The organism is Carboxylicivirga sp. M1479, from assembly GCF_007097485.1.
Lineage (GTDB): Bacteria > Bacteroidota > Bacteroidia > Bacteroidales > Marinilabiliaceae > Carboxylicivirga.
Map to the genome: position 1 here is coordinate 314457 of NZ_VKDE01000004.1, position 15596 is coordinate 330052.

Consider the following 15596-nt stretch of genomic DNA (forward strand, 5'->3'; position numbering starts at 1 on the left):
GTAGCCTTGTAATTTCGTTTCATCTTAAAAACACTCTTCATGAATAACGACACAATAAAGAAAGGGATTGTTGGAATTTTGCAGACCAAAGCAGTGGTAAAGCAGGATGTATTTGAGTCAACAAAGGCAAATTTTGACCTGTTGAAAACGGTGCTTCAGAAAGTTGAGAAAGAATACAATACGCAATTGGGTGCTGATGACAAACGCATTCATTTATTGTTTGAAGATAAAGGTGAATTTGTAGCTCAATTAAAGGTAGCAGGTGATGTATTGGTATTTCATATGCATACCAATACATTTGAATTTGATCGCGATCATGAGGTGTGGAAAAACGAGTATGTTAAAAGCGATGAGAACAACTCGTATTGTGGTGTTGTTAATATTTACAATTTCCTGCACGATTCCTTTCGGTATAATCGAGAGAATGATGCAGGTTATTTAATTGCACGCATTTTTATAAATAAAGAAGGCCACTATTTTGTTGAGGGAAAACGACAGAAAGGGACTGGCATTAATCATTTTGGAACCTCGATATTGAAGCCTGATAGTTGGCAAAACATTATTGAAACAGCCATTTTGTACTCTTTGGAGTTTGATTTGTTGGTGCCCCCATACGATGATGTTAAAATCATTTCGATGATGCAAATGAATGGTGAGATTTTAAGCTCGAAAATGCAAACAGGTAAGCGTTTGGGTTTTGTTTATAATGCTGATGATGTGCAGCAATAATTGCAAGTGACGAAGAAGATAAATAAAAAATAACTAAATAATAATAAGCTATCAGCAAGCTGCTTTTAGCGAATAGTTTTCTTATGGAACAAGTATTAAATAGATTTTTGAAATATGTGGTGGTTGATACTGAGTCGGATACTGATACTGGATTAACGCCATCAACACCTGGTCAAATGGCTTTTGCAGAATCTTTAGCGGAAGAGTTAAGATCCATCGGACTTGAAGATGTATCGTTAGATAAAAATGGATATGTAATGGCAACTGTGCCTGCTACTATTGACGAAGAAGTGCCTGTTATTGGTTTTGTAGCGCACATGGATACAAGTCCCGATTTCTCGGGGCGTAATGTGAAACCTCGTGTGATTGAAAATTACGCGGGTGGAAATGTGGTCTTAAATGAGGAGCAAGACATCGTTTTGAAAACCGATGACTTCCCTGAGATAGAGAAATATATTCATCAAGACCTAGTCGTAACAGACGGAACGACTTTACTTGGTGCCGACGACAAGGCTGGAGTTGCCGAGATTGTTACAGCAGCCGAGTATTTGGTAAATCATCCTGAAATTAAACATGGTAAAATTCGTATCGGTTTTACTCCAGATGAGGAGATTGGAGCTGGTGCTGATCATTTTGATGTTGAAAAGTTCGGGGCTGAATTTGCCTATACACTCGATGGATCTGAGATTGGAGAGCTTGAATACGAAAATTTTAATGCTGCTGGAGCCCAAGTAACGGTTAACGGAAGAATGGTGCACCCTGGATATGCTAAAAACAAAATGCGCAATTCAATTCGTATCGCCAATCAAATCATGACCATGTTGCCTCGTCACGAAACGCCAGAGCATACCGATGGGTATGAGGGTTTCTACCACCTTATGTCCTTCAATGGCGATGTGGAGAAGACAGAAATGGTTTATATTATTCGCGATTTTAAGCGTGATCGTTTTGAGGATCGTAAGCGCGAAATGCAGCATTTAATCAACAAAATTAATGCTGAATATGGTGCTGGTACCGCCGCTGTTGAAATAAATGATCAGTATTATAATATGCGTGAAAAGGTGGAGCCTGTGATGCATGTTGTTGATTTTGCCAAGCAAGCGATGGAAGAGGTTGGCGTTAAGCCAATTGTTAAGCCAATTAGAGGAGGTACAGATGGCTCGCGTTTGTCATATATGGGATTGCCATGTCCAAATATTTTTGCTGGTGGCCATAATTTCCATGGGCGTTTTGAATTTGTTCCCGTGCAGAGTATGCAAAAGGCAGTTGAGGTAATTCTTAAAATTTCTGAATTAGTTGCAAAAAAACACTAATTGCTTGAACATCCCTTGAGCATCTTTGTTTGACTGTTGATTTAAGATACTAAGGAAATAAGTTTAACGATTAAATAAAATAAGATTATGGCTGTATTAGTAGGAAAACAGGCCCCTTCATTTAGCGCTAGCGCTGTTGTAAATGGCGGAGAAATTGTTGAGAATTTCTCATTGGAGCAGTATAAAGGAAAAAAGTATGTAATACTTTATTTTTACCCAGCTGACTTTACTTTTGTTTGTCCAACAGAGATTATCGCTTTTCAGGATAAAATGAAAGAATTTGAAGCGCGTAATGTTGAGGTGGTTGGAGTTTCTGTTGATTCAGAATTTTCGCACTGGAAATGGCTACAGACTGAGCCAAAAGATGGTGGTATTAAGGGTGTTAAATATCCACTAGTTGCTGATAATAGCAAAACTATTTCAGAAAACTACGATGTGCTTGCAGGTGAGTATGATTATAATGACGATGGTCAGATCGTTTTTAACGGAACGCCAATGGCTTATCGTGGATTATTTTTAATCGACAAAGAAGGTTTAGTGCGCCATCAGGTGGTAAATGATATGCCATTGGGACGTAGTGTTGAAGAAGCTATCCGAATTGTTGATGCTTTACAGTTCTTCGAAGAAAATGGTGAAGTGTGTCCAGCTGACTGGCACAAAGGTGACAAAGGCTTAACAGCTACACAAGATGGTATTGCCGATTATTTAGGAGCTAAATAATTAAGATATATACTGAGCTAAAAAGCACTTCCATTCTTTGGAGGTGCTTTTTTTATTGATAACAATCAAGCCTTGACAAAATGGCAAACAGTTGTTTTTTCTTACTTTTGTAGCATGCGTCAATATTTTGAGATTCATCCGAATGATGAGCAATTATTCAAGCAGCAACTGTGTCAGGCTTCACGAAATGAAGGAACAGCTGTTATCCTAGATGGTAATGGATTCAAAGCATCCGATTGCATCGAAACAACTAACAATTACGATTTTATTGCTGGCTTACAAAGTGTTGATAGCTGTAGTGATGATATTGAAAAATTAGGTGCTTTTCATGATGAATGCCAAGACTGGCTATTGGGCTTTTTAGCCTATGATGTTAAGAATCAACTAGAGGATTTGGTTTCGAATAATCCAGATAGGATAGGCATGCCTGATATGCATTTTTTTAGGCCTCGTTATTTGTTTTTAAATGATGGTAAGTCTTGGAAAGTCGGCTATTTAGATGAAATGGATACCAAGGATGATGTGTTGAACTATATCCAGGATCTAAATCATATTTGTCTTGTTGAAGAGCCATTGGAAAACATTAAATTAAATCATCAGGTTTCGCACCAGGAGTATTTGCAAGCCATTGAAAAAGTACTTTGGCACATTCAGCGAGGCGATATTTATGAGCTGAATTATTGCATGGAGTTTTTTATTCATGATGTGGATTTAATGCCACAGTTTATTTATCAACGATTAAAAGAGGTATCGCCAACGCCGTTCTCGTCATTTATAAAATACCACGATAAATTTTTAATGGGCGCATCGCCCGAGCGCTATTTAAAGAAGGAGGGGAGCCAATTAATTTCTCAACCCATAAAAGGTACTTCGCCGCGCGATTCGAATTGGTTTATTGATAACTCTAACAAGCAATATCTCAGGAAGTCGGAAAAGGAACAAGCCGAAAATATCATGATTACCGACTTGGTGCGTAACGACCTATCGAGAGTAGCTAAGCGGGGTACGGTTAAGGTTGATGAATTATGTGGTATCTATTCTTTTGAGCAGGTTCATCAAATGATTTCTACAGTCTCATGCCAGCTTTCCGATGAACGAAACTGGATGGATGCTATCAAAACGTCCTTTCCTATGGGATCAATGACTGGTGCGCCCAAGTTAAGTGCCATGGAGTTGATTGAGGAGTTTGAGTGTAGCAAAAGGGGTGTTTATAGCGGCGCAGTAGGATATGTAAGTCCTGAGGGTGACTTTGATTTTAATGTGGTCATACGAAGTATATTGTATAACCGTAAAAAGCAATGTGCTTCCTTTATGGTGGGTGGAGCTATTACTAATCAGTCGGATCCTCAACAGGAGTATGATGAGTGTTTATTAAAGGCTTCTGCTATTATGAAAGTTTTTAATATTAAGAATTAAAATATGTACTAATCTTCACTTCACGAATGAAGTGGGGAGGTGCTTAAATCATCAATATGAGTCAACTAACAAAGAGTAAAGTTTACACAATATTGGAGGAGATGTGCAATGTTGTATCCTCCGATAAGTTGTTAGTGGCTGTAAGTGGCGGTGCTGATTCTATGGCACTTTTGGATATTCTTAACAAATTAGGCTTTGAGCTGGCGGCTGCACATTGTAATTTTAACTTACGTGGAGAAGAATCTGATAGAGATGAGCAGTTGGTGCTTCACTTTTGTCGTGAGCACGAAATTGAATTACTGACCACTAGTTTTGCAACCGAGGAATATGCTAAAAACCGTAAAGTATCCATTGAAATGGCAGCTCGTCAGCTGCGTTATGAGTGGTTTAGTGAACTATTAAATAAATATGGTTTTAGCTCCATTGTCACTGGTCATCATGGCAACGATTCCATTGAAACATTCTTTTTAAACCTGGTTCGAGGAACGGGTGTGAAAGGGCTTACTGGAATTAGCTTTCGAAACGGAAATGTTGTACGCCCTTTACTAGGCTTTAAGCGTTCAGAGCTTGAAGCTTACTGCAAAAAGGAAGAAATTTCTTTCTGCCACGATGCCTCTAATGACGATACTAAATTCATTCGTAATAAAATTAGGCACGAAGTGATTCCTGTGTTGGAGTCGATTAACCCCGCTTTTTTTGATACCATGCTAGCTAATATGGCCCACCTTATGGATGCGGAGCTGATGTTGGAAGTGGAAGTGAAGCGTTTTATGAAGGATGAAGTTGTGGATGAACATGGTAAGATGATAATTCCGATTTCTAAATTGGAAAATTACCCACATCATCAATCCCTATTGTTTGAAGTGTTGAGACCATATGGATTTAATACTACAGTAGTAAAGGAGGTAAGCACTCACTTGCATGGCTTATCTGGGAAGCAGTTTTTTAGTGCAACACATCGCCTTATAAAAGATCGTCATAACCTACTTGTTATGCCTATTGAGGAGATTCAGGTGCCTCACTTCTGGGTTGAGGAAGGCTTTAATAATGTTGAGCTACCTATGGATATATCGATTTATAGTAAGCCAGAAGATTTTCAGTTTTCTCGTGATCCACAACGCATCCATTTAGATGCTGAACTCCTGGATTTGCCGCTCTTAGTTCGTAAGTGGCAGAAAGGTGATTCGTTTATGCCACTAGGTATGAAAGGCTTTAAGAAATTAAGCGACTTTTTTATCGATAAAAAGTATAGTTTAAAGGATAAGGAAGATGCCTGGTTGGTGATAAGTGGAGAAGATGTGATTTGGCTTGCAGGCTGTCGTATCGATGATCGTTTTAAAGTAACTAAACGTACGAAGCGTATTTTAGAGATAGAGCTGAAGTAAAAAAAGACCTTAAGGTTATTTTCTTAAGGTCTTTAGATGTGTTTTATAATTCTTTATTGAGCAATGGATATTTGCTGATCATTGTTTCCAACTCTTCAACAATTTCCTTTTTCTTCTCGATAAATAATTCTCTGTAATAGTTTACACCATCAGCAATGTTTTTTTGAAAAGCTTTAAGTTGCTTCTTCTCTTTCGCATCATCAGGCTGGCCTAAAAATTTATCCATTCGTTCTTTAAAAATTTCGAGGTACATACCCAACTCTTTTAAGAACATGTGCGGACGATGACGATTATCCAGCAGGTTAGTGCGGCCGTAGATGTGATCTACCATTTCCTTTAAACTTGCTTCCTTAGAGAAGTAAGCTAAATTTGGACCAGGGCATACAGTTACCTTATCTGTTTTACCCACTGCAATGTTCTTCGACTCAAGCAAAGAAATGCCCAAACCTACACACAGGCACTCTTTTTCCATAATGGTGTTATAGGCTGCCTGATATGCTTCCTTTGATAAGTTTTGCTCATCAATTTCAGCTAGCTTCTTTTTTTGATATTGCTTAGATGCTGTACAAATTGGTTTATCGGTATACTCGGTATTGTACTGTAAAAACTGCTTAGTACAAGGCATACCATGTTTTCCAGCTTCAGCATTTGCAATACGTTGTTCGCTCATTGATGCCCACTTAACGCTGTTAAATGGAACGCCAAGAGGAGATAAACCACTAAAATATAGTTGTTCCTCTTTTGCTTGCTTTAATAAATCTAAGGTTTCAGTATCGATGCTTACAGCTTCTGGAACAAGCATAAATGGTGTTCCCCATCCTACTGCATCCATCTGGTAATGATCCATTAAAAAGTTGTGCTCCTCGTTAGAACCTACACCACCTTGTGCTGTTACTTTAATAGCAGGTGTTTCAGCAGGTATATTCAGTTCTTTTTTAGAAAGACCTGCTTCATAAGCTGCCATGCAAGTGTCAATCAGTCTATCGCGGTTCTTTTTAAACTCATCCAATATTGGCCCAAATAAAATACCATTGGTTGGGAATGCATGTCCTCCACAGTTAACACCGCTTTCAATGCGATACTCAGAAACCCATATCCCTTTTGCTGCTAGCATTTTGCCTTGTACAAGAGCAGAACGGAAATCGCTAACTTTTAGTACGATTTTCTTTTTCAACTCACCGTTCATGTCTGGAAAGAAATCTTTGAATTTCTCAAGGTAGCTGTATAAGCGAGGGCTCATGCCAGCAGAAAGAACCAATGACGAAGTCAGCTTACTATTAGCGAAACCTCGTACAGCAGCGTGAGCATCATTAAATTCGATAGGCATTTGTTCACCATCTTTATAGTTCACCTTGTCCAATTTCGTCATGATGTTAACATCAATTTCGCCAACAGGAAGATGTTCGCTAATCCAATTGCTTAAATCATCCTTTAACTGACGACTTTTTTCAGCAAGATTAAGTTTTTCTTTGATTGCTGATAAATCAGGTAGCATGCTAAAATACTTCTCTAACTCACTGCCTTTTTCAATGGCTGATTGCTTCAGTTCTGTAACCTTAGAACTAACGATGTCATCCACCATGTTAAGATATGATGTAATTCGCTTGGCTCTAAAATCCTCTACTTTATCTGAAATGGCTTTAAATGGGAGGTCGAATTTTTGACAATAGAACTCGCGCATTTGTTCCATTAGTTTATCATCCACCAAAGATATTACCGATGATATGCCATAGGGTGCCACATTAATTGGCGTGTCCAAGGTATATCCAAGTCCCAAAACGGGAATATGAAAAGTGTGTTTTTTCAAAAAATCCATTGATTAATCCTGTTAAATTATAAGCACGAAGATACGTTATTATATGAGACAAAAAAAACGACCCGAGGGTCGTTTCTTATTATATTTCAATAATTTAGAATATTATTTTGCTAAGTTCGATTTTACTGATTCAGTTCTTTTTTAATTATTAGCTGAATATCAGCTACCAACTGCTCAATGTCTTTGCCTTTAGGTTCGATTGGATCCAATGCGGTGTAGGTAATTTTCTCACCAAATTTAAGTGGAAACATGCCCTTTTCCATCATTCGGCTGTGCCCATCTATCGCAAAAGGGATAATTAAGGCATCGGGAGCCGCTCGTAATAATGTGTTGAGTCCTGCACTCATAAATTTTTTAACCTTGCCATTTTTACTTCTGGTACCCTCGGGAAAAATACAGGCCGCATAGTTATTAGCCTGAATTAGTCGACCTAATTTAAAAATTTCTTTAATGGATTGTGAACCATTTTTGCGGTCAATTAAGGCTGACTTACCATGCTTAAGGTTGTATGATATACTTGGCAAGTTTTTAGCTAGCTCAATTTTAGAAATAAATTTAGGATAGTATTTATGGAACTTGTACACTACAGCTGGTATGTCAAATAGGCTTTGGTGGTTCGCTACAATGATGATTGGACGTCCCTCAGGAAGTTGGCCAAATCCTTTAAACTTAATTCGACAACCCATAATATACAGACCGTTTACTAGAAAGAAGTTTAGCGCATCAACTGATTTACGCCGTGCACCATCGCCAATTAATAGATTGGATAAAACCTGAATTGGGTGGAAAATAACTAACACTAATCCATAGTAAAGATGAAAAATTGGTGTTAATAAAAAACCGAGTACTGATTTCATTGTATTATTCTTGTTATCAATTTAAAAGCACAAAAAAACAAAAAAATCGGCTAAAGTTGATATTCAGAAAGGGCAAATGCGATAAATAAATTGCAATTAATATGCTTTTAGCTTTAATGTCAATTTTAATAACACTGAAGAAACGTGAGTAACAGTTGTTTTCTTATATTGTAAACCCTTAACACGATTACTTATGCTATTGAAAGTAAATAACAGGCTACAGCTGAAACCGATTGGTCTGGAAGATGCTCCTCTTATTTTCCAAACTATTGATTCCCAGCGAGTCTACCTTGGAGAATGGCTACCCTTTGTTGCATTCACCAAAACACAGCAAGATACAGAGGAGTTTATTCGATCTATTTCAGTTCAATATCAACAACCGTCCTCAATTGTTTATACCATTTTATACGATGATAATTTTGCTGGCTTGATCGGTTTTAAAGAAATTGATCGCTCCAATAGTCGTGCTGAATTAGGGTATTGGTTATCCGAACTTTATCAGAAAAACGGCATAGCAACTACTTGTACCAAGTATTTATGTAATCATGCATTTAATTTAATGGGGATGAATCGTATTCAAATTAAATGTGCCACGCAGAACGTTAAAAGTCAACAGGTACCAGTTCGTTTGAACTTTGCGCTTGAAGGAGTTGAAAGGCAAGGAGAGCGATTTTCGAATGATCGTTTTGTTGATTTAAATGTATATAGTCGTCTTAAATGTGACGGCAACCTCTAAACGTCTTGTCTTGCTTAAGTTTTAACCCCTAAATAATTTGTTATGAAGAAGATGTATTCATTTTTACTATTCGCTCTCATGCTTACTTCATGTGCTCTTCAACAACCAGTTAGTACCAACATAGCCGAGAACAATAAGGACTACCAGGTTGCATATCTATTTGAGCATGATGGATGTAAAGTTTACCGTTTCTTAGATAACGGTACGTATGTTTACTTTACCAACGTAAGGAGTGATGTAACGATTGTTCCCAGTGATACAACTGTTGTACTTAACACAGTTAGGGAGCTCAAGCAAATTGAAGAATAGAGTGAAAAAACAAAAGGGATAAACTGATGTAGCTTATCCCTTTTTGTGTAAATATAGTGGTTTATTGTGTGCTTATTCGTACTTGCCAGCACGCACGGCTTTGATATTTTCATCAGCCAGGTACTCTTCAAAATCCATTAATTTATCAACAATCCCTTTAGGCGTTAATTCAATTACACGGCTACAGGTTGTGCGAATGAATTCATGGTCATGAGATGCCATTAATATTTGCCCTGGGAATGTTTTCATGTTGTTATTAAATGCTTGAATTGATTCCAGATCCAAATGGTTTGTTGGGTGATCTAAAATCAAAACATTTGGTTCTTCCATCATCATACGAGCAATCATACAACGCATTTTCTCACCACCTGAAAGTACAGATGCTTTCTTCTCGATATCATCATTTGAAAAAAGCATTTTTCCTAAGAAACTTCGCATGTAATCTTCCGATGTGTCTTTTGCAAATTGGCCTAACCAATCATAAAGTTTAATCTCTTTTTGAAAGTAAGAGGTGTTATCCATTGGCAAATAAGCGCTAGTAATGGTTTGACCCCATTCAAATTTACCTGTATCTGGCTCTCTTTCTCCATTTATAATTTGAAAGAATGCTGTTACAGCACGGTTACTTTTGGATATAAATACTACTTTTTCATCTTTTTCAACGTTGAAGCTCACATCTTTAAACATAACCTCACCATCAATAGTGCAACTAAGGTCTTCGACCTTTAGTATTTGATCACCCGATTGACGCGAGGGTTGAAAGATAATACCAGGATATCGACGAGTAGAAGGTTGAATTTCAGAGAAGTTCAACTTTTCAATCATTTTTTTACGACTGGTAGTCTGCTTACTCTTGGCCACATTGGCACTAAAGCGTGAAATAAATTCCTGAAGTTCTTTCTTCTTTTCTTCAGCTTTTTTATTCTGTGCCGCTTGCTGACGGGCTGCTAACTGGCTTGATTCGTACCAGAAAGTATAGTTACCTGAGAACATGCGAATTTTTCCGAAATCAATATCCACAATGTCAGTACAAACATTATCTAAGAAGTGACGGTCATGGGATACAACAATTACAGTGTTCTGGAAGTTAGCCAGATAATTCTCTAACCACAGCACTGTTTCAAGATCCAGGTCATTGGTAGGCTCATCCAGTAGTAAGTTGTCTGGATTACCAAAAAGAGCTTGCGCCAAAAGAACACGTACCTTTTCCTTACCGGTCAGGTTTTTCATTTCCTGATTATGGAGGTTTTCTTTGATGCCTAAGCCACTTAATAATTCAGCAGCATCACTTTCGGCATTCCAGCCACCCATGTCAGCAAATTCATCTTCAAGCTTAGCTGCTTTCATGCCGTCTTCCTCGTTAAAATCAGGCTTCATGTATAAAGCATCTTTAGCTTGCATTACTTCCCACATCTCTTTATGGCCCATCATTACAGCATTAATTACTGTAAATTCATCATAGGCATAGTGGTCCTGACGAAGAACAGATAAGCGTTCGCCTGGTTCCATTTTCATACCACCTTGCGTCGAATCTAAATCGCCAGCTAAAATGCGTAGGAAAGTAGATTTTCCGGCGCCATTAGCACCGATTAAACCATAACAATTACCAGGAGTAAACTTTAGGTTAACTTCTGAGAATAAAGGTTTTTTGCCAAACTGAATGGCTAAGTTTGATACTGTAATCATGTTACATCTCCGTTTTTCAGGGCGCAAAATTAGAAAGAATAGTTGAATTATAGGCTGTTGTAGTGTTAAAAAAGGTTGGATGCTTATTTTCTTTAGTGCATACCATGGCTAATTTAAATATAGACGCTTTTAAAAGAAATATTTTACGTATGCTAATGTGCACTATATTAAGGTGTAGGGATGTGAGATTGGTCTAAGTAGAAAGAAAATGTAAAATTTCTTTGGGGGGTAAGCTTGACTTGGGTGTTATACTGTTGAATCGACAATTGAAATAGAGTGAATCAAGAAAATATCATACAGTATTTGTCAGGTAGAATGAGAGAAAGCGAAAAGATTCGTTTTTATTCAGCCTTAGAAAACGATGTTAATCTGAAGAGGGAGTTTATTAAGCAAAAGAATTTGTGGGCTGTAAGCTCTTCGATTGGAACATCTACTCATGCAAGCGAAAGTAATGTCAATACCTTTTTATATCGTTTTAATACTGCGAAAGGATTGGACAAAGGTCATCAACGTTTACGTATTAAGTTAAATAGCTACAAAGTTGCAGCAGCCGTAATGTTTGCTCTGTTATTAGGTAGTGTAGCGTATTTGTTGCAGCAAAATGCTGTTGATGATCAATCCGCCGTTTTTTATACTGAAACATATGTTCCCAAAGGTGAGAAGTCTGAATTGTTATTGCCAGATGGTACTCACTTATTTATTAATGCGGATTCACGCGTGCGGATACCGTCAAATTTTTCTGCCACAAACAGGCGCTTAGAATTAAACGGAGAGGCCTATTTTTCTGTTGTACATGATGTGGAAAATCCTTTTTTAGTTGAGACAGAAAGTATCACCATTGAAGTATTAGGTACAAGTTTTGACTTGTCGTGCTATAGCGACGATGAATTGGTGACAACAACCTTGGATGAGGGCAGTGTTCGTTTTTCTGGTGCTAATAATAATACCGTTAACGGACGATACCTGAAGCCAGGTCAAACCGCTCATTACCATAAATCAAGTGGCTTGTTTAAAATACATAAAACGGAAGAGCAAAATGATGCCTCGGCATGGAAGGATGGAAAACTTAAGTTTAAAGATTTGCCTTTTGTAGCGCTTGCTAAAAAGATAGAACGACTTTATGATGTGGAGATAGAAATAGATGAAAGTCTAAAGTATGAACGTTATACAGGTGAAATAAACGAAGAAACAGTGTGGGCTGTTATGAATCATTTTGCTATTGCCACACCTTTTAATGTGGAAACTGTCGGCCGAAAAATAATAGTTACCCCCAAGAAAAATTTCAAGTAAAAATGAGCACCCTCATCCCTGGCCGGATGAATAGATGCTCAAATAATTCATATAACAAATAACAGATCTATGAAAAAAAACAGATTGAGAAGTGCTTTAACATCTGTTAACAGGTGGAAAGTCACAAGCTTACTCATCGTGAGCATGCTGTTGGTTGGAACACACACGCATGCGCGTCAGCAAGAAAAGCTGAATGTAGTGCTAAAGAATGCTTCTCTTGAAGAGGTGTTCACTAATATTGAGAAACAAAGTTCATATCGTTTCTTGTATAAGACCGATTTAGTTGATTTAAGTAAAAAGGTTGACATTAAGCAACGTAATGTTGATTTAGAAAGTGTATTGCAAGAGGTATTAGAGAACACAGATATCTACTATACTGTGCAAAAGGGCGATTTAGTGATCATCACTCCAAGCGCGCCTAAAATGGCAAAAGATATTCAACAAGAGGCTGTTACCATTAAAGGTAAAATCGTTGATGCATCGGGCGATCCCTTACCAGGTGCTGCTGTTTACCTGAAAGAAGATAATACAATTGGAACCATCACAGATGTGGAGGGACGCTATGAGCTTAATATTCCTGCTGGAGCGCAAACAATCGTTTATGCTTTCATCGGCATGGAAAACCAGGAAGTTGCCTTTGCCGGCCAAAGTAATATTGATATTACTTTATTATCGGCATACGAAGAAATGGACGAAGTAATTGTTGTGGGTTATGGTATTCAAAAGAAATCTAACCTGACTGGTTCTGTTGCTAATCTTGAAACGGAAGACCTTAAAGGAATTACTTCACCTAATGTTGGTAACATGCTTCAGGGTAAAGCTGCTGGTGTATTTGTATCGCAAAGTTCAGGTCGTCCTGGAGATGCGCCTACTATCCGTATTCGTGGTAAGTCAACCTTGAGTGGTAGTGTTGATCCTCTTTGGGTAGTTGATGGTGTTATTCAGGCCGAAGCACCTCAGTTAAATCCAGAAGATATTGAGTCAACATCCATTTTAAAAGATGCTTCTGCGACGGCTTTATACGGATCACGTGCTGCCAATGGTGTTATTTTGGTAACAACCCGTTCTGCCAAAGAAGGAACTGATAACATTAATGTTGCTGTTAAGGCAGGTGTTACCAAATTATCACTTGGGAACTTTGGTGTGATGAACAACACTGAAATGACTGACTATATTAAGTCATTTGCCAATGGATATGGCGATTTAGATTGGTTTACGAATGAAGCGCAAGCTCGTAATACTGATTGGTTCGATGAAGGAACTCAATTGGGTATTGTACAAGATTATGGTATTTCATTTTCTGGAGGTAATGAGCGTTTGAGAACGTATATATCAGGTAATGTATATGATGAAACTGGTGCTGTTAAAGGTTATGATTATACGCGTTATACAGGTCGTATGAACATCGATTATGACATTAAGCCTTGGTTAACCTTGCATCCAAAATTAGGTTTCTCATACCGCGATATTTTAAACAAACAGCAGAGTGTTGGCGAAATGTTTTTAAATATGCCGTACGATCGTCCGCGCGATGATAATGGTACCATTATAGATCCAACAGATCCTGAGTCTGGATGGATTGGCCGTGATAAGAGTAACTCTATTTATAATTTGCAGTGGGATTACACAGAAACAACGGAATTACGTTTGTCTCCATACTTTGGTTTTGACATTAAATTAGCTGAAGGATTAACCTTTGTGTCGTCAAACAGTTTTGATTACCAGCATAATAATCAGTCGAGTTACATCGATCCTCAGTCAACAGCAGGTCGTAATGATGTTGGTTCGGTAACCAATTACCATTATAAAAGCTTAAACCGCTTTACCAACCAGTTGTTGCGTTATCAAAAAGGTTTTGGTGAGCATTATTTCACAGGTTTAGTGGCCTATGAGTTTAACGATTTTGAATACTCAACAACACTTGCTCAGCAAAAGGGGATTGTTTCTGGAACCGAAATTTTAAACGCAGGTTCTGAAATGAAACGCATTGAGGGTACAAAAGCAGGTTATGCCTTTAAGTCGTATTTATTTAATGCTAACTATACGTATGGTTCGCGTTATATGGCACAATTCTCTTTCCGTCGCGATGGTTCTTCAAAATTTGGTACAGACTCACAGTTTGGTAATTTCTACTCTTTTAGTGGTGGTTGGAATATTCACAACGAAGAGTTTTTCACACTTGATAATATCAATGTATTGAAGTTAAGAGCCAGTTATGGAGCATTAGGTAATACACCTGGTAATTATTACCCAAGTAAAGAATTGTACTCGGTAACCAACCAATATAACAAAGTGCCGGTTATATCAGCTAGTCAATTAGGTAATGAAGACTTGACATGGGAAAGAACATACAGTACTAACATTGCTGTAGATGCCCGTTTTTATAACCGCATTGATTTAAGTTTGGAGTACTACATTAAGGATACGAAAGACTTATTGTACTACGTTACTCTTCCTGCAACTTCTGGTTTTGAAGGTTATTGGGAGAATATTGGAGCTGTTAAAAACAAAGGTTTTGAGGTGGTACTAGGTGCTGATATTATCACATCTGCTTCTGATGGTTTTGAGTGGCGTTTAGATGCCAATATCGGTGTTAATCGTAACGAAATTACTGAACTATTTGAAGGAAATGACATTATTTCTGGTAATAAAATCCGCAGTGTTGGCGAAGATATTGATACATGGTACATGCGTAAGTGGATGGGCGTGAACCCTGATGATGGTATGCCTCAGTGGGAAACGATTGATGACGATGGTAACCGTAGTTTGACGACTGATTACAACAAAGCCGCTTTGCAAAATGTAGGTGCTTCAACACCTGACTTCTTTGGTGGTATTAATTCTACTATGTCGTATAAGAATCTAACGTTAACGATGAATTTGGATTACGTTTCTGGTATCGATATTTACCATTATGCACGTGAGTTGTATGATAACGATGGCGCCTACTCAACCTTTAATGCCATGTCGTTACACGATGGCTGGAGTCGTTGGGAAAAGCCTGGCGATAATGCAACACATCCACAGCCATACAATGGTGGTATCAACCTTTCGAACAAAACGTCTTCACGCTATATGGAAGATGGAAGTTACCTGAGGTTGCGTAACGTAATGTTGAATTACTCTTTAGGTAATATTAAGAAAGTTGATTTTCTTAAAAATGTAAGTGTGTATGTTTCAGCTGAAAATTTAGTGACATTCACTGATTATTCAGGTATCGACCCCGAAGTTGGTGAAGAGGGTAGTGGTGATGCCTATGATGATTATGCTATTCCAAAGCGTTTTATGTTTGGTGTTAATATGTCCTTTTAAGCACACCGGTTATGGTAATTAAAATGC

General features: G+C 37.9%; 12 protein-coding genes. 9 read left to right on the plus strand and 3 right to left on the minus strand.

What is annotated here, in order from left to right; all coding sequences use genetic code 11:
- The first annotated feature begins 39 nt into the window (after positions 1-39).
- The 5 genes from FNN09_RS04715 to tilS all read left to right on the plus strand — a co-directional run bounded on the left by FNN09_RS04715 (position 40) and on the right by tilS (position 5563).
- Complete coding sequence (locus tag FNN09_RS04715) at positions 40-729, plus strand: hypothetical protein (RefSeq protein ID WP_143300328.1); 690 nt, start codon at positions 40-42, stop codon at positions 727-729.
- A gap of 83 nt (positions 730-812) precedes the next feature.
- Positions 813-2042: a peptidase T gene (gene pepT, locus FNN09_RS04720; protein WP_143300329.1), complete on the plus strand. Its 1230-nt coding sequence runs from the start codon at positions 813-815 to the stop codon at positions 2040-2042.
- A gap of 87 nt (positions 2043-2129) precedes the next feature.
- Positions 2130-2762, plus strand: a complete 633-nt coding sequence (locus tag FNN09_RS04725) for a peroxiredoxin (RefSeq protein WP_143300330.1) — start codon at positions 2130-2132, stop codon at positions 2760-2762.
- Positions 2763-2876: 114 nt separating this feature from the next.
- Positions 2877-4178 carry an anthranilate synthase component I family protein gene (locus FNN09_RS04730; protein WP_143300331.1) on the plus strand — a complete coding sequence of 434 codons (1302 nt, stop codon included), beginning with the start codon at positions 2877-2879 and terminating at the stop codon, positions 4176-4178.
- A 56-nt stretch (positions 4179-4234) separates the two neighbouring features.
- Positions 4235-5563 (plus strand): tRNA lysidine(34) synthetase TilS, encoded by a 1329-nt coding sequence (gene tilS / locus FNN09_RS04735; RefSeq protein WP_143300332.1) that lies wholly within the window; start codon positions 4235-4237, stop codon positions 5561-5563.
- Between the two features lie 43 nt (positions 5564-5606).
- Here the strand turns inward: tilS and FNN09_RS04740 are convergent, their stop codons facing one another.
- Both FNN09_RS04740 and FNN09_RS04745 read right to left on the minus strand, forming a co-directional pair.
- A complete protein-coding gene (locus tag FNN09_RS04740) occupies positions 5607-7379 on the minus strand; it encodes a hypothetical protein (RefSeq protein ID WP_143300333.1) in 1773 nt (590 codons plus the stop codon).
- Positions 7380-7501: 122 nt separating this feature from the next.
- Entirely contained in the window at positions 7502-8236 is a 735-nt protein-coding gene (locus tag FNN09_RS04745; RefSeq protein ID WP_143300334.1) for a 1-acyl-sn-glycerol-3-phosphate acyltransferase, read from the minus strand.
- A gap of 193 nt (positions 8237-8429) precedes the next feature.
- On the opposite strand from FNN09_RS04745, the gene FNN09_RS04750 reads away from it, so the two are divergent.
- Together FNN09_RS04750 and FNN09_RS04755 are read left to right on the plus strand one after the other, a co-directional pair.
- Positions 8430-8972, plus strand: a complete 543-nt coding sequence (locus FNN09_RS04750) for a GNAT family N-acetyltransferase (protein WP_143300335.1) — start codon at positions 8430-8432, stop codon at positions 8970-8972.
- Between the two features lie 42 nt (positions 8973-9014).
- The gene (locus FNN09_RS04755; RefSeq protein WP_143300336.1) at positions 9015-9281 is read left to right on the plus strand and encodes a DUF4884 domain-containing protein; all 267 of its coding nucleotides are present in this window, start codon (positions 9015-9017) and stop codon (positions 9279-9281) included.
- A gap of 72 nt (positions 9282-9353) precedes the next feature.
- Here FNN09_RS04755 and FNN09_RS04760 read toward each other — a convergent pair whose 3' ends face one another.
- Positions 9354-10967, minus strand: a complete 1614-nt coding sequence (locus FNN09_RS04760; RefSeq protein ID WP_143300337.1) for an ABC-F family ATP-binding cassette domain-containing protein — start codon at positions 10965-10967, stop codon at positions 9354-9356.
- Positions 10968-11243: 276 nt separating this feature from the next.
- On the opposite strand from FNN09_RS04760, the gene FNN09_RS04765 reads away from it, so the two are divergent.
- On the plus strand, positions 11244-12257 hold the full coding sequence (locus FNN09_RS04765) for a FecR family protein (protein ID WP_143300338.1): 1014 nt from the start codon (positions 11244-11246) through the stop codon (positions 12255-12257).
- A gap of 69 nt (positions 12258-12326) precedes the next feature.
- A complete protein-coding gene (locus FNN09_RS04770; RefSeq protein ID WP_143300339.1) occupies positions 12327-15569 on the plus strand; it encodes a SusC/RagA family TonB-linked outer membrane protein in 3243 nt (1080 codons plus the stop codon).
- The last annotated feature ends 27 nt before the right edge of the window (positions 15570-15596 follow it).

Coding starts and splice junctions, on each gene's coding strand:
- FNN09_RS04715 (WP_143300328.1), top strand. CDS start 40: ATGAATAACGACACAATAAAGAAAGGGATTGTTGGAATTTTGCAGACC.
- pepT (WP_143300329.1), top strand. CDS start 813: ATGGAACAAGTATTAAATAGATTTTTGAAATATGTGGTGGTTGATACT.
- FNN09_RS04725 (WP_143300330.1), top strand. CDS start 2,130: ATGGCTGTATTAGTAGGAAAACAGGCCCCTTCATTTAGCGCTAGCGCT.
- FNN09_RS04730 (WP_143300331.1), top strand. CDS start 2,877: ATGCGTCAATATTTTGAGATTCATCCGAATGATGAGCAATTATTCAAG.
- tilS (WP_143300332.1), top strand. CDS start 4,235: ATGAGTCAACTAACAAAGAGTAAAGTTTACACAATATTGGAGGAGATG.
- FNN09_RS04740 (WP_143300333.1), bottom strand. CDS start 7,379: ATGGATTTTTTGAAAAAACACACTTTTCATATTCCCGTTTTGGGACTT.
- FNN09_RS04745 (WP_143300334.1), bottom strand. CDS start 8,236: ATGAAATCAGTACTCGGTTTTTTATTAACACCAATTTTTCATCTTTAC.
- FNN09_RS04750 (WP_143300335.1), top strand. CDS start 8,430: ATGCTATTGAAAGTAAATAACAGGCTACAGCTGAAACCGATTGGTCTG.
- FNN09_RS04755 (WP_143300336.1), top strand. CDS start 9,015: ATGAAGAAGATGTATTCATTTTTACTATTCGCTCTCATGCTTACTTCA.
- FNN09_RS04760 (WP_143300337.1), bottom strand. CDS start 10,967: ATGATTACAGTATCAAACTTAGCCATTCAGTTTGGCAAAAAACCTTTA.
- FNN09_RS04770 (WP_143300339.1), top strand. CDS start 12,327: ATGAAAAAAAACAGATTGAGAAGTGCTTTAACATCTGTTAACAGGTGG.